23 protein-coding genes are annotated in these 23,681 nt (G+C 37.1%); 6 read left to right on the top strand and 17 right to left on the bottom strand.

From position 1 onward, the window contains the following. On the top strand, positions 1–200 hold a 200-nt coding region (locus FG383_RS21175; RefSeq protein ID WP_221887541.1), incomplete at its 5' end, for a hypothetical protein. Positions 201–357: 157 nt separating this feature from the next. Here the strand turns inward: FG383_RS21175 and pyc are convergent. The 3 genes from pyc to FG383_RS18320 form a co-directional block, all read right to left on the bottom strand. Further along, a complete protein-coding gene (pyc, locus tag FG383_RS18330; RefSeq protein ID WP_142608852.1) occupies positions 358–3,798 on the bottom strand; it encodes a pyruvate carboxylase in 3,441 nt (1,146 codons plus the stop codon). 13 nt (positions 3,799–3,811) lie between these two features. Then, positions 3,812–4,978 carry an FtsW/RodA/SpoVE family cell cycle protein gene (locus FG383_RS18325; protein WP_142608851.1) on the bottom strand — a complete coding sequence of 389 codons (1,167 nt, stop codon included), beginning with the start codon at positions 4,976–4,978 and terminating at the stop codon, positions 3,812–3,814. Between the two features lie 65 nt (positions 4,979–5,043). Then, positions 5,044–5,325 (bottom strand): Fpa/YlaN family protein, encoded by a 282-nt coding sequence (locus FG383_RS18320; protein ID WP_142608850.1) that lies wholly within the window; start codon positions 5,323–5,325, stop codon positions 5,044–5,046. A gap of 177 nt (positions 5,326–5,502) precedes the next feature. Between FG383_RS18320 and FG383_RS18315 the strand changes: the two genes are divergently transcribed. Further along, entirely contained in the window at positions 5,503–6,000 is a 498-nt protein-coding gene (locus FG383_RS18315; RefSeq protein ID WP_142608849.1) for a peptidyl-prolyl cis-trans isomerase, read from the top strand. Between the two features lie 11 nt (positions 6,001–6,011). Further along, complete coding sequence (locus FG383_RS18310) at positions 6,012–6,215, top strand: YlaI family protein (RefSeq protein WP_142608848.1); 204 nt, start codon at positions 6,012–6,014, stop codon at positions 6,213–6,215. Positions 6,216–6,816: 601 nt separating this feature from the next. Here the strand turns inward: FG383_RS18310 and FG383_RS18305 are convergent. Together FG383_RS18305 and typA are read right to left on the bottom strand one after the other, a co-directional pair. Then, the gene (locus FG383_RS18305) at positions 6,817–7,143 is read right to left on the bottom strand and encodes a YlaH-like family protein (RefSeq protein WP_246097055.1); all 327 of its coding nucleotides are present in this window, start codon (positions 7,141–7,143) and stop codon (positions 6,817–6,819) included. Between the two features lie 22 nt (positions 7,144–7,165). After that, on the bottom strand, positions 7,166–9,013 hold the full coding sequence (typA, locus tag FG383_RS18300) for a translational GTPase TypA (protein ID WP_142608847.1): 1,848 nt from the start codon (positions 9,011–9,013) through the stop codon (positions 7,166–7,168). 104 nt (positions 9,014–9,117) lie between these two features. On the opposite strand from typA, the gene FG383_RS18295 reads away from it, so the two are divergent. Next, the gene (locus tag FG383_RS18295; RefSeq protein ID WP_142608846.1) at positions 9,118–9,303 is read left to right on the top strand and encodes a YlaF family protein; all 186 of its coding nucleotides are present in this window, start codon (positions 9,118–9,120) and stop codon (positions 9,301–9,303) included. 33 nt (positions 9,304–9,336) lie between these two features. Here FG383_RS18295 and FG383_RS18290 read toward each other — a convergent pair whose 3' ends face one another. Continuing rightward, positions 9,337–10,128 carry an inositol monophosphatase family protein gene (locus FG383_RS18290; RefSeq protein WP_142608845.1) on the bottom strand — a complete coding sequence of 264 codons (792 nt, stop codon included), beginning with the start codon at positions 10,126–10,128 and terminating at the stop codon, positions 9,337–9,339. Between the two features lie 118 nt (positions 10,129–10,246). Next, positions 10,247–10,444, bottom strand: coding sequence for a hypothetical protein (locus tag FG383_RS18285; RefSeq protein WP_142608844.1), 198 nt, complete (start codon positions 10,442–10,444; stop codon positions 10,247–10,249). 156 nt (positions 10,445–10,600) lie between these two features. Between FG383_RS18285 and FG383_RS18280 the strand changes: the two genes are divergently transcribed. Beyond that, a complete protein-coding gene (locus FG383_RS18280) occupies positions 10,601–11,230 on the top strand; it encodes a YktB family protein (protein WP_142608843.1) in 630 nt (209 codons plus the stop codon). Positions 11,231–11,270: 40 nt separating this feature from the next. Here the strand turns inward: FG383_RS18280 and FG383_RS18275 are convergent, their stop codons facing one another. Together FG383_RS18275 and FG383_RS18270 are read right to left on the bottom strand one after the other, a co-directional pair. Further along, the gene (locus tag FG383_RS18275) at positions 11,271–11,540 is read right to left on the bottom strand and encodes a UPF0223 family protein (protein ID WP_142608842.1); all 270 of its coding nucleotides are present in this window, start codon (positions 11,538–11,540) and stop codon (positions 11,271–11,273) included. A 10-nt stretch (positions 11,541–11,550) separates the two neighbouring features. After that, on the bottom strand, positions 11,551–12,510 hold the full coding sequence (locus FG383_RS18270) for an NAD(P)H-dependent flavin oxidoreductase (RefSeq protein WP_142608841.1): 960 nt from the start codon (positions 12,508–12,510) through the stop codon (positions 11,551–11,553). A gap of 196 nt (positions 12,511–12,706) precedes the next feature. On the opposite strand from FG383_RS18270, the gene FG383_RS18265 reads away from it, so the two are divergent. Then, the gene (locus FG383_RS18265) at positions 12,707–14,176 is read left to right on the top strand and encodes an aminotransferase class I/II-fold pyridoxal phosphate-dependent enzyme (protein WP_142608840.1); all 1,470 of its coding nucleotides are present in this window, start codon (positions 12,707–12,709) and stop codon (positions 14,174–14,176) included. A gap of 43 nt (positions 14,177–14,219) precedes the next feature. Here the strand turns inward: FG383_RS18265 and FG383_RS18260 are convergent, their stop codons facing one another. The 8 genes from FG383_RS18260 to pdhA form a co-directional block, all read right to left on the bottom strand. After that, positions 14,220–14,897, bottom strand: a complete 678-nt coding sequence (locus tag FG383_RS18260) for an LrgB family protein (protein WP_142608839.1) — start codon at positions 14,895–14,897, stop codon at positions 14,220–14,222. Beyond that, entirely contained in the window at positions 14,884–15,270 is a 387-nt protein-coding gene (locus FG383_RS18255; protein ID WP_142608838.1) for a CidA/LrgA family holin-like protein, read from the bottom strand. The genes FG383_RS18260 and FG383_RS18255 overlap by 14 nt, the downstream gene beginning before the upstream one ends. Before the next feature lie 431 nt (positions 15,271–15,701). Beyond that, positions 15,702–16,520: a polysaccharide deacetylase family protein gene (locus FG383_RS18250; protein WP_425467666.1), complete on the bottom strand. Its 819-nt coding sequence runs from the start codon at positions 16,518–16,520 to the stop codon at positions 15,702–15,704. Positions 16,521–16,608: 88 nt separating this feature from the next. Continuing rightward, a complete protein-coding gene (locus FG383_RS18245) occupies positions 16,609–17,394 on the bottom strand; it encodes an SDR family NAD(P)-dependent oxidoreductase (RefSeq protein ID WP_142608837.1) in 786 nt (261 codons plus the stop codon). Between the two features lie 950 nt (positions 17,395–18,344). After that, positions 18,345–19,757, bottom strand: a complete 1,413-nt coding sequence (lpdA, locus tag FG383_RS18240) for a dihydrolipoyl dehydrogenase (protein WP_142608836.1) — start codon at positions 19,755–19,757, stop codon at positions 18,345–18,347. A 3-nt stretch (positions 19,758–19,760) separates the two neighbouring features. Continuing rightward, positions 19,761–21,104 (bottom strand): dihydrolipoamide acetyltransferase family protein, encoded by a 1,344-nt coding sequence (locus tag FG383_RS18235; protein WP_142608835.1) that lies wholly within the window; start codon positions 21,102–21,104, stop codon positions 19,761–19,763. Positions 21,105–21,135: 31 nt separating this feature from the next. Then, positions 21,136–22,113 (bottom strand): alpha-ketoacid dehydrogenase subunit beta, encoded by a 978-nt coding sequence (locus tag FG383_RS18230; RefSeq protein ID WP_142608834.1) that lies wholly within the window; start codon positions 22,111–22,113, stop codon positions 21,136–21,138. A gap of 3 nt (positions 22,114–22,116) precedes the next feature. Next, complete coding sequence (pdhA, locus tag FG383_RS18225; protein WP_142608833.1) at positions 22,117–23,229, bottom strand: pyruvate dehydrogenase (acetyl-transferring) E1 component subunit alpha; 1,113 nt, start codon at positions 23,227–23,229, stop codon at positions 22,117–22,119. Positions 23,230–23,681: the final 452 nt, after the last annotated feature.

The raw sequence follows: 23,681 nt of genomic DNA, 5'->3' as shown, positions 1-23,681 counted from the left end.
CTAGCAATTTGGTTGCTCTCGGATTTGATTTGATTGCTTTCCGAATAGAACTGGTTGCTTCCAATGATCAATTAGTTGCTCTAAACCATTTACTGGATTTATACATTCGAAAAAACTGTATAAAATTTTGCTTTTTACGAGTCGACGCTGATAAGTACGCCATTTCTGTTGATTTTGCTGCAGGCGACGACTCCAGCTGAGGCCAACAGGATGTCTTTGCCACAAGATGTGGTGCTCTTAACCTTTGTTCCTCTGTGAGCAAAATCACAGTGGACACCTTTTACCACGCAGTATCCCTAAAAGCATCTTTAATATGAAAAGGCTGCTTGACAAAATAGATGTCAAACAGCTTTTTTTCTATTCCTTATCCATAACTATCAATAAATCACCGGTTGCTATTGCTTCACCAGCTACAACATGAATCTCTTTAACGACACCATTATATGGCGCTTGTACGGTCGTTTCCATTTTCATCGCTTCTGTAATAAGCATATGCTGACCTCTTTTTACTTTACTACCTGTATCTACAGCAACTTTTAATACCGTTCCTGGCATTGTTGCCCCAATATGACGTTCGTTCGTTAAATCTGCTTTTTGTTTCGCTAAATGACTCACTTCAATATTTATATCTTGAATAATTACTTCACGTGGCTGTCCATTTAACTCGAAATAGATTACGCGATTACCATCTTGTGTTGGTTCACCAATAGAAACCAATTTAATGATTAACGTTTTTCCAACTTCTATCTCCACTTCAACTTCTTCGCCAAGTCGTAAACCATATAAGAATGTAGGTGTATCCAATACAGATACATCACCAAAATTCTTTTCTGTTGTACTATATTCTTCAAATACTTTTGGATATAAAGTATACGCTAAAATTTCTTGACTAGTCACAGGACGTCCTAATTGATTAAACAACAACTCTTTTACAGCCGTAAAATCAACCGGTTCTAGTAACTCACCAGGCCGAACGTTAATAGCTTCACGGTCTTTTAAAATTACTTTTTGAAGTTCTTCTGGGAAACCACCATATGGCTGTCCGATATATCCTTCAAAAAACTCAATTACAGAGTCTGGGAAGTCGATTGTTTTTCCTCTTGTAATAACAGATATTTCATCCAAATTGTTTTGTACCATGAACAACGCCATATCCCCTACTACTTTAGAGGAAGGTGTAACTTTTACAACATCACCAAATAATAGGTTTACACGGGAATACATTTCTTTTACTTCTTCCCATCTTTCTCCAAGACCTACTCCTTTTGCTTGTTGTTGAAGATTACTATACTGTCCACCTGGCATTTCATGTACGTAGATTTCTGTATGTGGACTCATCATACCACTTTCAAAATCTTGGTAATATTTCCGTACATCTTCCCAGTAATAAGATATCTTTTCAAAAGCGTCAATATCTCCAATGACTTCTCTATTAGATCCTGACATCGCATAACTTAAACTACTCGCGCTTGGCTGTGATGTTAGACCAGCCATTGAACCTAGTGCAGTATCAACAATATCTACTCCGGCATCTATTGCTTTTGCATACATATAAATGCCATTTCCGCTCGTATCATGGGAATGTAAATGGATTGGCAAGTCGACCGTGCTTTTTAGCTCGCTAATTAAACGATATGCAGCTTCTGGTTTTAGTAAGCCGGCCATATCCTTAATCGCTAAAATATGAGCTCCTGCAGCTTCTAACTCTTTTGCCATATCTTTATAGTACTGCACTGTATACTTAGCTCTAGAGTCATCTAAAATGTCTCCTGTGTAGCATATAGCTGCTTCTGCGATTTTTCCAGATTGTCTCGTTGCATCAATAGCCACTTCCATTCCTTTAATCCAGTTCAAGCTGTCGAAAATTCGGAACACATCAATTCCCGCATCAGCAGATTTTTGGATAAATTCACGAATTACATTATCCGGATAGTTTTTATAGCCAACCGCATTTGCTCCACGAAAAAGCATTTGGAATAACACATTCGGAATCATTTCACGCATTTTAAGCAGTCGATCCCATGGACTTTCTTTTAGGAATCGATATGCAACGTCAAAAGTTGCCCCTCCCCACATTTCAAAGGAGAATAGATTATGCATTCCTTCTGCCGATTCTTTCGCAATCCCGAACATATCATGAGAACGTACGCGTGTTGCAAGTAAAGACTGGTGAGCATCACGGAATGTTGTATCTGTTAATAGAACGCCTTGTTGCTCTTTCACCCACTTTATAACCCCTTCAACACCTTGCGTTTCTAGGATTTGCTTTGTTCCAGTCGGTGGTGCTTGTGAAATATCTAATTTCGGTTTTCTTGGTACTCCAAATACCGGTTTAGATTTTTGTTCTACACCAGGGAATCCGTTCACCGTAACATTTCCAATATAATTTAATAATTTCGTTCCTCTGTCTTTTCTGTTTGGAAACATGAACAATTCAGGAGTAGAATCTATAAAACTTGTATTAAACTGTCCTGAAATGAAACTTGGGTGTTTTACAACTTTTTCAAGGAAAGGAATATTCGTTTTAATACCACGAATTCTAAATTCCTGTAAATTTCTGTCCATTTTAGCTGCAGCTTCTTTGAAAGACATACCCCAAGTAGAAACTTTTACTAACAATGAATCGTAATAAGGTGTGATTACAGCTCCTTGGAATCCGTTACCAGCGTCTAAACGAACACCAAATCCACCACCTGAACGATAGACCATCAATTTTCCTGTATCTGGCATGAAATTATTTAATGGATCTTCTGTTGTTACACGGGATTGTATAGCGAAACCAAAAAGAGGCATATTTTCTTGACTCGGTATTCCCATTGCTTCACTAGTTAGCGCTAAACCATCCGCAATTTTAATCTGGGCATGTACAATGTCTACTCCCGTTATCATTTCTGTAATCGTATGCTCTACTTGAATGCGTGGGTTTACTTCGATAAAGTAAAATTCATCTTCTGTTACTAAAAACTCTACAGTTCCTGCATTTATGTACGAAACATTTTGCATTAATTGAACAGCAGCTTGGCATATTTTATTGCGTAATTCAGGGCTTAATGAATTAGATGGGGCAATTTCTACTACTTTTTGGTGTCTTCTTTGAATCGAACAATCACGCTCATACAGGTGAATTAAATTACCATGTTTGTCCCCTAATATTTGAACTTCTATATGCTTTGGCTGATAAATAAATCTTTCCACATATACTTCGTCCGAACCAAAAGCAGCTTTTGCTTCTGATTTAGCACGTTCGTATGCACTTTCCAAATCATCCTTCGTCTGAACGACACGCATCCCTCGACCACCACCGCCTAAGGAAGCTTTAATCATAAGCGGATAACCATGGATTTCGCCAAATGCTCGTACTTCTTCTAAACTTTCAACAGGTCCATCACTACCAGGGATAACTGGGATGCCCGCTTTTACTGCTTGCTCACGAGCCTTTACTTTATCTCCGAACATATCCAAATGCTTAGATGTAGGTCCAATAAATATAATTCCTTCTTCTTCGCACCGTTTTGCGAATTCCAAATTTTCAGATAAAAAACCGTAACCTGGATGAATAGCATCTGCTTTACTCTCTTTTGCAATACGGATAATATCCTCAATATCTAAATATGCATCAATTGGTTTTTTACCTTCTCCAACCAAATATGATTCATCCGATTTAAAACGGTGAAAAGAACCGCTATCTTCCCTCGAATAGATCGCAACGGTACGTAAATTTAATTCCGTACACGCGCGGAAGATTCGAATAGCGATTTCACCTCTATTTGCAACGACGATTTTTTTAATATTCTCCATCCTCAAGCACCCCTTATTCTCTTGTTTTTTCATGCTTAACAAACATAGATACATTCATTAATATCCCAATTGCAGCAGATAATATAATGATAGAAGTCCCTCCGTAACTAATAAAAGGAAGTGGAACTCCTGTAAGTGGAATTATCCCTAGCATTCCCCCTAAGTTAACGAATGTTTGAAAACCAATAATACTAGCCATACCAGCAGCGATCATGCGAGCTTGTGGATCTCGAGTTGATAAAGCAATCGTAATACCTTTCAATACGATAAAAAATAATCCACATAAAACGATCGATACCCCAATTAGTCCAAGCTCTTCTGCTATAATAGCCATTATAAAATCTGTATGCGGTTCAGGCAAGTAACCAAACTTCTGATTTGAATTTCCTAAACCTAACCCCTTTAAACCACCTGATCCTATCGCAATATATCCGTTTACAATTTGATAACCATAATCCTGCTCATAGTCAAACGGATTAAAAAATGCTTCTAATCGTCCAAGTCGACGAGGGGTTATAAATGTATCCTTCATAATATAAATTGCAAGTAGTCCCATTGTTATAACTATACCAATTAATCCGACTAGTTTGGAAAAAGATTTTAATTTAATTCCGCTAGCTGCTATAACTGAAATTGCAACAAAGCTTATAATCATTGTATTCCCAACGTCTGTCTCCATCATGATGAGTACAAATACGAAAAATAACACTAATAATGGTGGTCCCACCGATTCATTTAATTTATTCAACGTGCCATTTTCATATTTTTTCGTGAAAATCCCAGCAAAATATAAAACAATTACTATTTTTGCAATTTCCGAAGGTTGAATATTTCCAAATCCTAAATGAATCCAACTCTGGGATCCACTTTCTCCTCCAGTCCCGATAAAATGCACTAAAATTAAAAGTATGAACATAACAATAAGCATTAACTGCATCATTATTCTACTTTTGAAATGCTTATAAGGAAAAAAAGCTGCTAAAAAAAACGTTGGAATTGCTATAACTAGATTTTTAATTTGTTTATTGAAAAAATGATCAGAATCCCAGCCATAATTTAGTACTGCCCACCCCATGCTTGCACTATAAATCATCACTAATCCAAAGAAACATAATGCTAAATATACAAAAAATAGCGGGTAATCAAAATTTTTAAAAAAACGTTTCAAGTATGTAATCATGTTAAAACCTCTGTTTCTTCCATTAGAAAAAAACTCAAACAGGTAACTTTGTTTGAGTTTTAAAATTATTTTTCTGTATGGATATCGTGTAATACGGATAACTCTTGTTCTAGTGAGGCAATAATTTCTTTTCCTTCACTTCTCTCTAAAAGCCCAAGTTTGACCGCAAAATCTATTTCGCGCGATAGTCCAAACATTTGAGTATCCAAAACCTCTTCGTAAAGCGGACATTGAGGCATAGTTAAATTGTCCATTTGAACTTTTATTAATTGTGCAATTTTTTCCGCATCATTCTTTAATAGTTCTAATGCTTTTTCTTGATACGAAAGTTGTATTTTAGTATCCATGAGGACGCCCCCATTTTTCTGATTTCTACTTGTTTACCTCCCTAAAGTGTATCTTTTGATGAGAAAAAATGCAAGTGTTCTCTCATCTTAGTTTTAAAAAAAGTGAAATATTCTTTAGATATTTTCATTTTAGCGATATACTAAGTTAGATTAGAGAGATTAGAGGAGGCAATTTCGTTGGAATTAATTATCCCTATTAAAGGCGCAGTTAAATTTACTATTACGCTCGATCCAACTGTTTGGATTTTTGATGATCGAAAAATTGATTTAGATGAATTTTTCTCAGGAGAATATGAATATAAAGATGAGTTAGAGGAATATACAAAAGTGACGTCAGCTCATTGGTCACGTGAAATTATAGAAGGTTCTACAGTTCCTCCTACTTTACAAACCGAAAAAAAATACGAGCGTACAAAAGTATTAACAAGTACTTATGGTGTGGAGCTTAAACCATTTATCTTAAACGCAGAGCCATTACCAGAAGCTTCATCTTTAATTATTGAAACAACAGATGGTGAGCACACTTTCCCATTAAACGAATTAGATTCTTTATTACTAAAATTTAGTCATAAAGGACAACCACTTCGTGAAGATGGTCCTGTGCACGTTATAAAAAAAGATGGTTCTAATATAAATAAACCGATAAAATTTATTACTGCATTTCGTATAGAATAGGAGTTGGTTTTATGAAAGTACAATGTGTTATATGTGATCGAATAGACGTACTCTCAGATGATTTACCATTAGCAAAAAAGTTAAGAAATCGACTTATTCATACGTATATGTGTCCAGTTTGTCATGATCGCATTGAAATAAAAACGAACGAAAGATTAGCAACAGGCAAATTCATTTTCTACAAAACATCCAAACTAATTGAAAATGATTTTTAAAAAATTCAGAAGTGAGAAATAAACAACTAATAGGACATATCTTGTTTTTAATCGAACAAGATGTGTCCTATTTTTAATTCTTTACTTCGTAATATAAGGATACTGCGTCATAAACAGTGAGCGCTAAGATTTTCGCTGCAGGCAGCAAAAATTAAAAGAATTTGCTTACTTATTCACTATCGACTCGCTAAAAACAAAATTTCCTCCGTTTTTCGACTGTTTGAATCCAATAAATGGCTTAGGGCAACAGATCGNAATCAATTCTACTCGGAAAGCAATCAAAATCTTTGTGAGAGCAACCAAAATGCGGATGAAAGCAACCAATTCTTAAAACAGCAAGTTTACTTGGTGTGAGATAACAAGGAATACGAGGAATTATTCCAATAAGTGGTGGATAGAAAAGAATTTTCCTCTAAAAAATACGCTCTATATTTGGAGACCGCATTTATGTGTAGACACTAAATTAGATAGTAATTCCCATGGATTTTCGCTGCCGGGCGGCGACTCCTACGGGGATGAGTGAGAAGATCCAGCGGACACTTTATTCAACTCACTACAACGTATTATTCCCATTATGAAAAAAAACAAAGCTCGTCTACTTTTAAGTAGTCGAGCTTTGTCTTTTTTCGAGTCGTAAACGAATCTTATAAATAATTAAGATGAGCGCTGCTACGATTAACCCTTCGACCACTGGAAGGAAAAATGCTAAAAACGTTAACATCAAACATCCTAAAAATAAGAATACGTAAATAACTACATTTTGTCCAAAACGCAATTTTTTTGCAAATCCTAGCTTGTACACAAGCACCGATAACAAGAAAATTGTAAGAAATAATACATAACCCGCTATGTCGAAATTTGGCATAACTTCATAAATAAACTTAGATATACTAGACATTCTACCAAATACGAATTGCTGTTCCTCCAAGGTTATTCACCCTTTTCTGATTCTATTCAAGTTCTGCATTTTTCATTTTTTTCGTCACACGTTCACGTTCACTCTTCTCTAAAATCTGTTTACGCAGACGAATGGACACAGGTGTTACTTCTAAATACTCATCATCACCAAGAAACTCGATTGCTTCTTCAAGCGTTAAAATACGAGGTTTTTTAATAACGTTTGTTTGGTCTTTGTTAGCAGAACGAATATTAGTTTTTTGTTTCATTTTTGTAATATTTACTGTTATGTCATTATCACGAGTATTTTCACCAACTACCATACCTTCGTAAATTTCAGTACCAGGTTCAACGAATAGTGTTCCACGGTCTTCAATACCCATCATACCGTAAGTTGTTGATTTACCTGTTTCCATCGAAACAAGTACCCCTTGGTGACGTCCACCAACACGACCTGAAACTACTGGTTGATAGCTATCAAATGTATGGTTAATGATACCAAAGCCTTTTGTAAGAGACATAAACTCTGTTGAATATCCAATTAATCCGCGAGCAGGAACCATAAAGATTAAACGAACTTGACCGTTACCATTGTTGACCATGTCGATCATTTCACCTTTACGTAATCCCATTGATTCAATAATAGAACCTACACTATCTTCTGGTACATCAATTTGCACTCGTTCGATTGGTTCACATTTTTTGCCATCAATTTCACGAATAATTACTTTTGGTTTCGATACTTGAAGTTCAAAGCCTTCACGACGCATATTTTCGATTAAAATCGACAAATGAAGCTCACCGCGACCTGAAACAATCCATGCATCTGGAGATTCTGTATCGTCAACACGTAATGATACGTCTGTTTGTAGTTGAGAACGTAAACGCTCTTCTACTTTACGTGAAGTAACCCATTTACCTTCGCGCCCCGCAAAAGGTGAGTTATTTACTAAGAATGTCATTTGTAATGTTGGCTCATCAATACGTAATGGAACTAACGCTTCCGGATGATCTGTAGGACAAACTGTTTCACCTACGTTAATTTGTTCCATACCAGATACAGCAATTAAATCTCCGGCTTTAGCTGTTTGGATTTCTTCACGTTTTAATCCGAAGAAACCAAATAATTTTGTTACACGGTAATTTTTAATAGTTCCGTCTAGTTTCATCAACGAAACTTGTTGACCTACTTCGATAGTACCGCGGAATACGCGACCGATACCAATACGACCAACATAGTCGTTGTAATCTAATAAAGCTACTTGGAATTGTAGTGGTTCATCTGAATTATCGATTGGTGCTGGAATTGCTTCGATAATCTTTTCAAATAGGCATGCCATGTTTTCTTCTTGGGTAGCAGGATCTGGATCTAATGAAGCAGTACCATTTACACCCGAAGCATAAACAACCGGGAACTCTAATTGATCTGCATCCGCATCTAATTCTATAAATAATTCTAACACTTCATCTACTACTTCAAGTGGACGAGCCGAATCTTTGTCTACTTTGTTTACTACAACGATTGGTGTTAACTTTTGTTCTAATGCTTTTTTCAATACGAAACGTGTTTGTGGCATACACCCTTCATATGCATCGACAACTAGTACAACTCCATCAACCATTTTCAAAATACGTTCTACTTCTCCACCGAAATCGGCATGTCCAGGCGTATCAAGGATGTTAATGCGTGTACCGTTATAATCTACTGCTGTATTTTTAGCTAAAATCGTAATCCCACGTTCACGTTCAATGTCACCTGAGTCCATCGCTCTTTCATCTACATGTTCATTTGAACGGAAAGTACCCGATTGTTTTAATAATTGGTCGACTAATGTCGTTTTCCCATGGTCAACGTGTGCTATAATTGCAATGTTTCGTAAATCTTGACGTATTTTTGTCATATTTCCACTCCATATTCTTTTTTCGAGTCCATAACTGTGTTATTATATCACAAGTGAAACTAAAGTAATAATTTTTTTTATCATTTTCTTTGGAGGTAGTTGTCTTGGGCAATATTAAATGGATTTTTGTTCTGTATTCTGTTGGCGCAATTCTATCAATGGCGTTAATTGGAATCGCTGTTGCACTTCGAAATATTCCACTCATCTTCCTATTTCTCGTATTACTTTTGGTCGTGATGGGTTTCGGTTTCAAAACAAAGAAAAAAATGCGGGACCAAGGACTGTTGTAAAACATGATCAGCAAGATTTTTCTTGCTGATCTTTTACTTTAGTTTAACATAGTTCGTGACGACTTCATGATGCAAGTCAGGTTTCGAGACGATAAATGTATTTTGTGTCAATAAATTAATTGGCTCGTTTGCAAGCGTAGTAACGATAGCACCTACTTCTTTCGCGACTACCATACCTCCTGCAATATCCCACGGCGACAAACGCATCGATATATAAGCATCTAATCTGCCTGTAACGACATACAATATTTCAATCGCAGCAGATCCATACGATCTCGTTCCTCGAACTTTACGTAAAAGTTCGATCATTCCCTCATGTTCGATGTATTTATTTGGTACAACCCAACTTGCATTCATACTAATAATAGATTGCTCCACATTTGCTTGTTCTACTCTTGGAATACGCTGATCATTGAAAAATGCTCCTTCGCCTTGTGCTGCAGAGAGCAAATCGTCTGCCATCACATCATATACGTAACCAAGTAAACCCTCACCATCTTTGAAAATACCTAACGAAATAGCAAAATTCTTTTTTTGATGGATAAAATTCATTGTGCCATCAATTGGATCAAGAATCCAAACATAACCGCTTAAATCTTCTATATCGTCCCCAAACCCTTCCTCACCTAAAATGCGATGTTCTGGAAAGTTCTGTTTTATTTGTTGAATAAAAAATTGTTCCGTTTCTTTATCAATATTGGTCACTAAGTCATTTGCTTCCGATTTCGTTTCAATAATTAGCTCTGTTGTAAAAGAGGCTCTAATTTTTCCTGCCGCTTCTTTGATTAATGATTTTGCAAATTTATCTAGTTTATGTATATTCACTTCATCAATCCTTTCTTTTCTTTGATTCCCCAATTCCACTTATCTATAGTATAAAGAAAAAAACACCGGCTGTCTTTCGATTAGCAGGTGTTTTTAAGGTTTTCTAAAAAGTAAAGCATCAATTAAGTGCATCGAGTTCTTCCAAAAGGCGGTGAATTTCAGTCAATTGCATTTTAGCTTCATTTATTTCTTTTTCGTCTTGATTAACCAATGCATCATATAAAGTAGCAAGTTGATAATCCAATTCTAATTTCAACGTTTGAATTTTTTCTTTTTCCATATCATTTTTACGAATAATGTGCACTACCTGTCTCATAACTAACACCCCTTCTTTTTATTATTCCGTAATATTCAGAAGATTTTTAATATTTTATGCTGTAAATGAAATATTGTCAACTGAAGAAATACTACTTACATGATTTTTACCCATATTTCCTATAAAATAAACATGGAAAACGAAAGGAGTTTACAAATGGTTAAAACATTTTGGCATGCCAATGATTTTGATGTATTCCAAGTGGATGGTTTAGAAAATAGAATGACTGCTCTGATCGAAAACGTTCGTCCAAAATTTGAAGAGCTTGGAAAGCAGTATAGTCACTATTTTTCGAGTACTTTAGGGGACGAGTTCTTTCCTCATGTAGCAAAACACGCTAGACGCTCTGTAAATCCTCCTAATGATAGCTGGGTTGCATTTGCACCATATAAAAGAGGGTATAAGTCGTTGCCACATTTTCAGATCGGTTTATGGGGGAGCCATTTATTTATCATTGTTGCAGTTATTTACGAAGCCCCTGATAAAGTAGTTATAGCGGAACGTTTGTTAAAGAAGAAAAGCTTATTCAATAAATTACCAGATGATTTCATTGTTTCTGGAGATCATATGAAACCAGATGCTATTCCTTTGAAAAAAGCTAAAAAAGAGGAATTGAATCACTTGTTAAATCGACTACATGATGTAAAAAAAGCTGAATTTCTAGTTGGTCGGCATATTTCTAAAGAAAATGCTGTTGCATTGACAGAAGATGAATTCTTAAACTTTGCTGAAGAAACATTCAATTACCTGTTACCTATTTATAAAACGATGGTAAACAAAAAGTAGAAATGCCCTCCTATAACTTTGAAGCTATAGGAGGAAATTCTCATCCTTTAATAATGGTGTTATCCCCTTTTTCTTTCATCATTTTTACAATTGGATAACTTACGTAACCGCTTTCTTTTTCAAATTCCCGGAAATATGTTTTTTCCTCTGCAATTGAAGGAACGATCTCTTTAAAACGTCTGTATTTCGTTAATAATTCTTCTCTTTTGATTCCCTTTTCATACGCTTTTTCGATTGCTTCAAAAAATTGCACGACATCTACTATTTCTTCCGTAGACCAATCTAAAGAAAATGGATAGGTGTATTCCATAATTCTCCTCCTAAAGTTGCCATTTTTTTCTTACTTCTATCGCTTCTTTTACCATTCGTTCTATTAGTTCTTCAGTTGATGGTACATCATGTATTAAGCCAATGGATTGCCCTGCCCAGCCAAACCCTATTTCTTCCTTGCCTTCATAAATAAATTGCTTGTTTGCTTCACCGCTAACGTATTCTTTTAAAGCATCATATGTTGAATTTTCAGTTTCAATACGTAAAATTTCTTTCGTCCACTCATTTTTAATCGCTCTTGCTGGGGCACCAATAGATCGTTTAATGACCACCGTATCCGTTTCCTGGCCTCTTATTAAAGCTTGTTTGTATGCTTCTGAAGCAAGCACGCATTCTTTTGTTGCGATGAATCTTGTGCCCATTTCAATACCTTCTGCTCCAAGTGCATGTGCAGCCATCCAACCTCTACCATCTGCGATTCCCCCAGAAGCAATAACTGGTATTGATACGGCATCAACTACTTGTGGGATTAAAACGATTGTGCCAATATCGTCTCTTCCTAAATGCCCGCCGCCTTCTTGGCCTACAACCATAACAGCATCTGCTCCTAGCTGTTCCGCTTTTTGCGCTTGTCGCTTTGCTGCAACCAGTACTAATTTTTTTATAGAAGTATTTGCAAGTTTTTCTAAAATAGGTGCTGGATTTCCTCCCGTCATGGAAATAACCGGAACTTCCTCGTCAATCGCCACTTGCAACATATGCTCATATGGTCTTCCCATTTGCCCGATAGCAAAGTTTACACCAAACGGTTTGTCCGTTAGCTTTCTTACTTTCCGAATTTCCTCCCTCAATTCTTCCTCCGTTTTTAAACTCATTGCCGTTACTTGACCAAGACCTCCTGCATTTGAAACTGCTGCACACAGTTCTGAGTACGCTAGGTAAGCAAGTCCCCCTTGTATGATTGGATACTTTGTTCCTAATAGATCTGTCACCCTCGTTTGAAAATTCATGCTCATCCCTCCTACCTATTAGTGTAAAAGAATTGTCCAATGGGTTCAATTCACAAATATTTTTTATAGTCACGAAACGGAAGAAGTGCTATAATTCATTTGTTTTAAGAAAAGCAGAAGACAATGCTTTGTTGCGGGTGAGCAGCTAGTGTCTGAAGCAAGACAAAAATAATTTTAGTTAGAGGTGGTATGAGCGTTGTCACAGTTAGAAACTCCTTTATTCGATGCCTTACTAAAACATCGAAATCGTCATCCTATCCAGTTTCATATTCCTGGCCATAAAAAAGGGAAAGGGATGGACCCTGCTTTTCGAGAGTTTGTTGGAGATAATATACTTTCTATAGATTTGATTAATATTGCCCCTTTAGATGATTTACATTCTCCTAAGGGTGCTATAAAAAAAGCTCAACAGTTAGCCGCGGAAGCATTTGGGGCAGATGAAACATTTTTCTCCGTACAAGGTACAAGTGGTGCCATTATGACGATGATCCTTACAATTTGTGGTCCCGGGGACAAGATATTAGTCCCGCGAAACGTTCATAAATCCATTATGTCAGCAATCGTTTTTGCAGGAGCTATTCCTGTTTTTATTCACCCAGAGGTAGATACAGAACTAGGTATTTCACACGGAATTTCCGTTGAATCCGTTGAAAAAGCATTGGATACACATCCAGATGCTAAAGGTTTACTCGTTATCAATCCTACCTATTTTGGATTAGCTGCCGACCTGAAAAAAATCGTGGATGTTGCGCATGCAAGAGGAATCCCAGTAGTAGTGGATGAGGCACATGGCGTGCATATCCATTTCCATAAGTCTCTCCCAATTTCCGCTATGGAAGCAGGTGCGGATATGGCGGCAACTTCCGTCCATAAATTAGGCGGTTCCATGACACAAAGTTCCATTTTAAATGTGCGCGAAGGACTCGTTTCTACTAAACGCGTGCAATCGATATTGTCTATGCTTACGACAACCTCTACATCTTATCCGCTTCTCGCATCATTAGACACTGCCAGAAGGCAATTAGCGATTCATGGTGAGGATTTAATCGGAGATGTCATTAGACTTGCTAAAGACACCCGTAAACGCATTAACGCGATTCCTCATATTCACTGTGTGGGAGAAGAAATTTTACAGACATCCGCAACATTTGATATGGATCCTACTAAATTATTGATAAGTGTTAAAAACTTAGGGATGACTGGTTATGAAGCAGAAATTTGGCTAAGAGAAAAAGCGAATATCGAAGTCGAACTTTCAGATTTATATAATATTCTTTGTTTAATCACAATCGGTGATACAAAGAAAGAAGCAAACTTACTTGTAAACGCACTTTCTCGTATGGTTATAGCACATGAATCAGAGGCGGTCGTAATAGAGCCGTCGGTTACATTACCCGATATCCCTGGACTTGCTATGTCACCACGTGATGCATTTTATGCCGCAACTGAATCAGTACCATTAAAAGAAGCTAGTGGGCGTATATCTGCTGAGTTCGTGATGGTTTATCCACCTGGTATTCCTATTTTTATTCCCGGGGAAATAATTACGCAAGGGAATATCGATTATATTGTGATGAATATGGAAGCCGGCCTCCCTGTTCAAGGACCTGAAGATGATACATTAGAAATGATCCATGTTATAAAAGAGCATCAAGCGATCTTTTAACAACATAAAAAAAGGAGAAATCAGCAATTGATCTCTCCTTTTTTTATTGAAAAAATAAAGCGAAAATAGGGCATATAAAAGCACCTATAATTGCGCTCAATGTCATCGACACAGAGCCCATAGACAAAGTTTTCTCTCCGTATTCCGTGAGTTTGGACACACCAAATCCATGCGAAGCACTGCCCATAGATATTCCCCTACTAACCGACTTCTCAATACGACATAATTTAAAAATAAATGGTCCGAGTAGCGCACCAGTTAAGCCTGCTATAATGACAAAAACAGCAGTCAATGAAGGAAAGCCGCCAATAGCTCCACTAATTTGCATTGCTACAGGAGTCGTTATCGATTTTGGCAATAGAGACAAAATATAATCGTTGCTTAAATTTAATAGTTTTGCAAAAATGATAATACTCACTAATCCAGAGAGCATCGCTACCACAACACTCGTTAAAATAGAAAACAAGTTTTGTTTAATAATAGTTCGTTGTGTGTATAACGGGTAAGCCATACTAACTACAGCTGGACCGAGCATTGCATCAATCCATTTTGCCCCGGTCATATATGAATCATAAGAGAGCGAGAAAGATTTTAATAGAATAATAATTAATATAGTTGCTGTCAGCACTGGCAATAGGAGAGGTGTTGAAAATCTTGCGTTTAATTTTGTCATAAGAATAAAAATAAAGACTGTCCCAATAATCATACTAACCGCGATCATTGGCATCCTCCTCCCCTAATTTTCTATTTTCTAAATATTGACATATCCTTCCAGTTAGTATAATCGTAAGTAGCGTGCTAATTATCACTGAGAAAACGAGTAATATCCCATTTAATGACAACAACTCTGGATAATTTATCACTCCAACAGTTGAAGGAACAAAAAATAAAGCAAGTAAGCCCAATAAGAAACCCGCACCATCTTTAATTATGTTAACTGGGATTATTTTCAAGTGCAAACAACCTAGAAGTAACAATAACCCAACGATACTTCCTGGGAACTTAATATGTAATATTTGTACGATAAAAGAACCTAAAAGAGAGAACAAATACAATATACAAATTTGAAGAACAATACGAACATATTTTTTCATATGATTGCTTTAAAAGGCAATTCTTTTAAAGTACTCACCTCCAAAACTATTAACAGGAAATATTGTACGCTCATTTCCCCATTACGTCCATAGGTAATGATAGGCTGAATCTTTTTAAAGAGCATTGAAAATCATGTGCCGCTCTATTTAAGATGCAATTACAAGGAATACTGGCAAAAAAGTAGTTGACCTTGAACGAATTATGACCTTATAGTAGAAATCAAACTAAAAATTACTAGAAAAAAGCGTCACTTTGTTCAATACTGAACTAAATGACGCCTATTTTATAGCCGTTTCATCCATTATTTTTACTAATTCACACTCTTATTGCTATAGATAACGGATGCGTCTGGAACAACTGCCATTCGAACATTTTTTTGTAAATTAGTCAAAACAAGTTTCCCCTTCAACTTCAGCGATAACTATTGCTCTTACTGTTCTATTCCTTTTATTGTATGGGGATCGATTAAATCATATCCTTTGGCTCGAAAACCTTCCACAATTCCAAGTAATGCTTCCGCTGTCCACTTACGATCATGCATTAGTAAATTTGCACCATTAGTTAAATACTCCGTGTTTAACATAATATCTTTTAAACTCGTTGCATTCATATAGTCTTTTTCCCAATCATACCCATATGTCCAATTCATCAAAAGCATTCCTTCACTTTGAACAATTGATTTACTAAAGTCTGTATTAACTCCAAATGGCGCACGGAAAAATTTTGGTTTTTCACCAATTACAGCTTCTACCGTTTCATTTACTTTCAAAATTTCTTCTTGCTGTTGTTCCTCAGAACTTTCTTTTAAGTTCGCATGCGTTTGCGTATGGTTTCCAATTGCAAAGCCCATGTCGTAAATTTCTTTCAAATTCGCTTTTTCTTCATCCGTTTCGAGGAAATGACCATTTACAAAAAAGATTGCTGGTGCATCTAATGATTTCAAGGTTTTTGCCATTTCTACCGCATACTTATCAGGAGCGTCATCAATTGTAAGTAATACTACCTTAGGATTAGCATCTCCAATTGGTTGTAATGTCCAGTTTGCCTGATTTATCTCATATAACGGTTCTTGTGTTTCTTCTAAAGGAGCTTCTTCAACTACCTCTTGAGTTGCCTCAACTTTTTCTTCACTAGTAACCTCAGTTATTTCTTCACTTTCTTGTTGTGCAACCGGTTTTTCTTCTGTAACTCCACATGCTGAAAGTACAAACATCAACGCTGCAAGTATTGTCCATGTTGTTTTTTTCAATTTGATCACCAGTCCCTTTCAACGATTATTTGAGTATGTAATAAAGAAAACCGTGTAGAGTATTTCCACACGGTTTCTTTTGTCTAATTTAAAGTGTACCGCCAGATCCACCATCAATATTAACTGCTGTACCTGTTACGTACGATGCTGCATCTGAAACTAAAAAAGTAATGACGTTTGCAGCTTCAGCTGTTTCCCCAATTCTTCCAAGAGGGATGGACGGACCAACAACGTCTTTGGAATATTCTTCCCATGAAAGTTGCGAGGCATCTTCTTTCCACTTTTTCTCTAATTGATCGCTACGTATAAGTCCAATACAGACTGTATTTACACGAATATTATCTTTACCTAAATCTTTACTCATCGCTTTTGTTAGCGCCATACCTGCAGCTCTACTTACAGTTGTTGGTAATGAAGATGCCGGTGGTGTTTTTCCAAGTACTGCTGTTACATTGACAATTGCGCCTCCACCTACTTCACGCATATAAGGAATAGCAGCTTTTGATGTATGTATAGCGCCAAACACTTTTAAATCTAAGTCTGTTTGCCATAATTCTGTATCAACCGACTCAAATGGATTCGCAGATGAAGTCCCTGCATTATTTACTAAAATGTCTAATTTGCCATAATGCTCTATTGTTTCTTGAATAATTTTTTTACATTCCTGCTCGTTGGTAATATCAGCAGACACTGTTAATACTTCTTTCCCTGTTTCATTTTTTATAAACTCCGCAGCCTCTTCCAATTTTTCTTTTCCACGAGCGCAAATTGTAACAGATGCTCCTTCTTTTACTAGCTGCAAAGCAGTATACAAACCAATTCCTTTACTTGATCCTGTAATTATTGCTACTTTTCCTTTTAACCCTAACTCCATTTTAATGCCCCCTTAAAATATCTTCAAACCATATTATAGATTCAAAGTTCATATTAAGTCGAATAGTACGACTTCTCTGTTTCATAGTTTCTATCCGTAATCCATTGACTGTTGGTTGTGCTTCAGGTTAATGAAAGAAAAAATACAGCGGTTGCTCTTTCATACCATAGAGATAATGCGTCCTAGAGAAGTTACCACTAGCCTTCGCGCTTGCCGCACCTCGCATGAGGCTCGGCGCGCTACGGCAAGTATATCCGCTCTATTTATTTAAAGAAGATGGGTCCAATAAAAAATAGGCAACGTTACAGGCGTTACAGGCGTTACTCGCAACATTATCGACCATTTGCGCAACCTTTATAAATAATGCGTCCAATTCCTGTTCGTCTCACACCAAGTCAACTTGTTTATTTAGAAATGGTTGCTTTCATGTTGATTTGATTGCTTTCCGAGTAGAATTGATTGCTTTCAAGGCCCAGTTGATTGCCCTAAGCCATTTCCTGGAATCACACATTTGAAAAACTGTGTAAAATTTTGTTTTTAGCAAATCGATACTGAGTAAGCTGGCAATTTCCATTGATTTTCGCTGCAGCCGTCGACTCCTACCGGATGAGTGGGCAAAATGAGACTTCACAACGTACGCCAAAGCGGCGGTGAAGGCTCATCGCTCACCCGGCGGAAAGCGTACGACTGCAGCGAAAATCATAGCGGTCACCTAATAGGTCTGTTACGACGCATTATCTCTAAAATGCACAATTCATCGTAATATCACCGAAAGTAAACCCCTCACCTTAAGAAATGGTTGCTTACGATTTTTCATTTATTGTGCTAATCCATTTTCTAGATTTTCATTATTAAAACTGGATAATATTTGTATATATCGTATACGAATATGGATATACATTCAAAAAAAGCCTCTCAAAGTATATAAACTTCGAGAGGCTCTATCAATTTTATTTAGAAAGAATATGGATTGGATGACCCATTACTACTTCCGCAGCTTCCATTGCAATTTCACCTAAAGTTGGGTGAGCATGAATAGTCATTGCGATATCTTCAACAGTCATACCAGCTTCAATCGCTAAACCTAGCTCAGCAATCATATCAGAAGCTCCTTGACCAATGATTTGTGCTCCAAGAAGTAAACCGTCCTCTTTACGAGAAACAAGTTTGACGAAACCATCTGTCGCATTAAGCGCAAGTGCACGACCATTTGCTCCAAATGGGAATTTCCCAGCAGCAACGTCATAGCCTTGTTCTTTTGCTTGTGCTTCGTTCAAACCAACTGTAGCCATTTCTGGATCTGTAAAGCATACTGCTGGAATAGCTAAGTAATCTACAACAGAAGTTTGACCTGCGATTGCTTCTGCAGCAATTTTTCCTTCGTATGAAGCTTTATGTGCAAGTTGTGGACCAGAAACAATGTCACCAATAGCAAAGATATTCTCAATGCTTGTACGGCATTGCTTGTCTACTTCTAATAATCCACGTTCTGCGAACTTAATACCTAGTTCTTCTAGACCAATTTCATCCGTATTTGGACGACGACCTACAGTTACTAACACGTAGTCAGCTTCTACTTTTTTCTCTTCTCCACCAACTTCATATGTAACTACTACGCCAGTATCAGATTCTTCTACACCTTTAGCAGATGCTTTAACAACGATTTCAGTACCTTTTTTCTTAAGACCTTTTTTAACAATAGTTGTCATTTGTTTTTCGAATCCAGCTAAAATATCGTCGCCGCCTTCGATGATAGTTACTTTTGAACCTAAGTTAGCAAAAGCTGAACCTAGTTCTGTTCCGATATATCCTCCACCGATTACTACTAAGTTTTTTGGAATTTCAGGTAAACTTAGTGCGCCAGTTGAGCTTAGTACACGTTTTGTAAATTTAAAAGTTGGAATTTCTACTGGACGGGATCCAGTTGCAATAATCGCATGTTTGAATTTATACGTTTGAGCTGAATTTTCATCCATGACACGTACTGTATTTGCATCAACAAAATACGCTTCACCCATCACTACATCGATTTTGTTTCCTTTTAATAATCCAGAAACACCGCTAGTTAATTTTTTTACAACGCTGTCTTTGAAAGCTTGAGCTTTTGAAAAGTCAATTTTCACGTCAGTTGCTGTAATACCCATATCATCTGCATGTTGTGCTTGCTCAAAACGGTGACCAACAGAAATTAAAGCTTTAGAAGGAATACATCCTACGTTTAGACAAACTCCACCAATATGCTCTTTTTCTACTACTACTACTTTTTGTCCTGTTTGTGCAGCACGAATTGCAGCTACATATCCTCCTGGACCTGAACCAATTACTAAAGTATCTGTTTCGATTGGGAAATCTCCAACTACCATTTTTTACGCCTCCATTAATAATAGTTCTGGACTGCTAAGCAAACGTTTTATATGGTTCAACGCATGTTGTGCAGTCGCGCCATCAATCATTCGATGATCGAAGCTCAATGATAATGCTAACACAGGAGCAGCTACAATTTCACTATTTTTTATTACAGGTTTTTCTGAAATTCTACCAATTCCGAGAATTGCAACTTCCGGATGGTTAATAACTGGCGTAAACCATTGGCCACCAGCAGAACCGATATTCGTAATCGAGCAAGATGCACCTTTCATTTCCGCAGCAGTTAATTTACCGTCACGAGCTTTTGTCGCAAGTGCATTTATTTCATCCGAAATAGCAAATACAGATTGGCGATCTGCGTTTTTAATAACAGGCACGACTAGTCCTTTATCCGTATCAGCTGCAATTCCGATGTTGAAATAATGTTTTTGAATAACTTCATTTGTATCATCATCGTAAGATGTATTTAACTGCGGGAATTCTCTTAACGTACTTACAAGTGCTTTTACTACATAAGGTAAGTAAGTTAACTTAATATTTTTCTCTGCAGCAATCTCTTTGAATTTTTTGCGATGTGCAACAAGTTCTGTCACATCTACTTCATCCATTAATGTTACATGTGGAGCTGTGTGTTTTGAATGCACCATTGCTTTGGCGATTGCTTTACGCATTGGTGAAAGTTTTTCGCGCGTTTCAGGGAATTCCCCTTCAAGCACTACAGGAGCAGCAACTTTTGCTTCTGCTTTAGACTCTTTTGCGATTGGTTCTGAAGTTTCTTCTGAAACAGTAACCTCTGCAGTTTTTTGATCTCCAGCTAAGAATGCTTCAATATCTACTTTTAAAATACGACCATTATTCCCTGAACCTGTTACATCTGCAATATTTACTTCCTTCTCACGCGCAAATTTACGAACAGAAGGCATTGCAATGACACGAGCTTCACCTTTTGGTTGTTGTTTAGGTGCTTCCATAGACGTTTCTTTTTGAACAGGAGCTTCTACAGTTTCTTTTTGGATATCTTGGCTAGATTCTGCAGTTGCTTGTACTTGTGCTTCTGTTTTTTCTTCGCCACTTTCTTGTCCTTTAAATTGAAGATCCTCGTATCCAGGAGCATCAATCTTAATAAGAACATCCCCAACAACTGCAACTGTTCCTTCGCTAACTAAAACGTCTGTTACTTTCCCTTTTACAGGAGAAGGAATTTCTACAACTGCTTTATCATTTTGTACTTCACATAAAATATCGTCTTCTTGTACTTCATCGCCAGCTTTCACAAACCACTTAACGATTTCACCTTCGTGTATACCTTCACCGATATCTGGTAATCGAAATTCAAATGCCACAGTATTCACCCTTTCTATTTTGAATTTTAGTTTAGAATGTTAAAACTTTTTTCGCTGTTTCTACTATATCCCGAACTCCAGGTAACCAAACCGTTTCAGCTTGAGAGAATGGATAAACAGTATCAGGAGCAGCAACTCGTAAAACTGGAGCTTCTAAACTTAAAATAGCTCTTTCCGTAATTTCAGCTACTACATTTGCAGCAATTCCTGCTTGTTTTTGTGCTTCTTGCACAACGATTGCACGATTTGTTTTTTCAACTGAAGCAATAATCGTTTCAATATCAAGTGGTTGAATCGTACGTAAGTCAATCACTTCTACTGAGTGTCCTTCTTTTTCTAGCTCCTCAGCAGCTTTTAAACTTTCGTGGACCATTGCACCGTAAGAAATGATTGTTAAATCTGTACCTTCACGTTTTACATCTGCTTTTCCTAGTGGGATTGTATATTCTTCTTCCGGAACTTCACCACGGAATGAACGATACAATTTCATATGCTCTAGGAAAATAACAGGATCGTTGTCGCGAATTGCAGAGATTAATAAACCTTTTGCATCATATGGAGTGGAAGGAATAACAACTTTTACACCTGGTGTAGATGTCATAAGTAATTCCAAACTATCCGCATGCATTTCTGGCGTATGAACCCCTCCACCAAATGGAGAACGGATTGTAACAGGTGCATTAAATGCTCCTCCTGTACGGAAACGCATACGAGCAAGTTGTCCACTAATAGAATCCATTACTTCAAATACAAAACCAAAGAATTGAATTTCAGGAACAGGACGGAACCCTTCAAGTGCTAAACCTACTGCAAGTCCACCAATTCCAGATTCAGCTAAAGGTGTATCGAATACACGATCTTCCCCGAACTCTTTTTGTAACCCTTCAGTTGCACGGAATACTCCTCCGTTAACGCCAACGTCTTCACCGAAGACTAGAACGTTTTCATCATTTTTAAGCTCGGTACGGAGTGCTTCCGTAATTGCTTGAATCATCGTTAATTGTGCCATCGGTTACTTCGACTCCTTCTCAGTGTAGTAAGCTAATTGCTCATCTAAGTTATATGGATTTTCTTCATACATAATATTGATCAAATCTGTTACTTTTTGTTTTGGAGCAGCATCTGCTTTTTTGATTGCTTCTTTTATTTCTTCTTTTGCTTTTTCAATCACTTCTGCTTCTTTTTCTTCATTCCAAATACCTTTTGCTTCAAGGTATGTACGGAAACGTACTAATGGATCTTTCTTTTCCCAAGCAGAGTCTGTATCAGAAGTACGATAACGAGTTGGGTCATCCCCAGCCATCGTATGTGGACCATAGCGGTAACATACAGTTTCGATCAGGCTTGGACCTTCACCATTAATCGCGCGATCTCTTGCGTCTTTTGTTGCAACGTATACAGCTAACGGATCCATTCCATCTACTTGTACACTTGGAATTCCTGCTGCAATCCCTTTTTGTGCAATTGTTTTTGCAGAAGTTTGCAACTCACGTGGTGTGGAAATAGCGTATTGGTTATTTTGTACGATAAATACAGCTGGTGAACGGTATGCACCTGCAAAGTTAATACCTTCGTAGAAGTCACCTTGTGATGAACCACCATCTCCTGTATATGTAATTGCAATCGCTTTCTTTCCGCGTTTTTGCATTCCAAGCGCTACACCAGCTGCTTGAATGAATTGTGCACCAATAATAATTTGTGGTGGGAATACATTTACGCCTTCTGGAATTTGGTTCCCCATGAAATGTCCACGAGAGAATAAGAATGCTTGATATAATGGAAGACCATGCCATACGATTTGAGGTACATCACGGTAACCTGGTAAGATGAAGTCTTCTTTTTCAAGTGCAAATTGAGATGCAAGTTGGGAAGCTTCTTGTCCAGCAGTAGGTGCATAGAATCCTAGACGACCTTGGCGGTTTAGTGAAATAGAACGTTGGTCTAAAATTCGTGTAAACACCATACGACTCATTAATTCAACTAATTCCTCATCTGATAAGTTAGGGTTTGCTTCTTCGTTTACAATTTTCCCTTCCTCGTTTAAAATCTGGAACATTTCAAACTTTTCTTCAATTTCTTGAAGCGTTTTCTTTGGGTCTAACTGCTGTGACTTGTTTGCAGCCATAATAGCAACTCTCCTTTTCTTCTGTATTAAGATTTCTTATTATATAAAGTAATACAACTGTCTTTCTTTTTTAGTATACTCAAGAATAAATCTGTGGTCAATCATCTAAAATCAACAATTATTTTTTAATAGAATATTAAAACTATTACAATCTGTATTAGTCGTTAATTATGTCTGTATTATATCAGTTTCGTATTTTCGTAGAACCAACCGTCCCTCTGATAAGAAAGAAAAACTTTAGTTTTCACTTCTTTAAAACTTATTAAAAAGCTTACGAAGCCTTTAAGTTTATCTTTTTTTCGAGGCTTCTTACAAAGAAGAATTTGCGTAATATAGGGATACTGCGACGTAAAAAGCTTTATAAGGTGACCGCTGTGATTTTCGCTACAGTCGTACGCTTTCCGCCGGGTAAGCGATGAGCCTTCACCGCCGCATAAGCGGACGTTGTGAAG

This window comes from Psychrobacillus soli (genome assembly GCF_006861775.1).
GTDB classification, from domain to species: Bacteria; Bacillota; Bacilli; order Bacillales_A; family Planococcaceae; genus Psychrobacillus; species Psychrobacillus soli.
The sequence above is the reverse complement of the archived record's forward strand: the minus strand, read 5'-3'. Positions and strand labels throughout refer to the sequence as shown.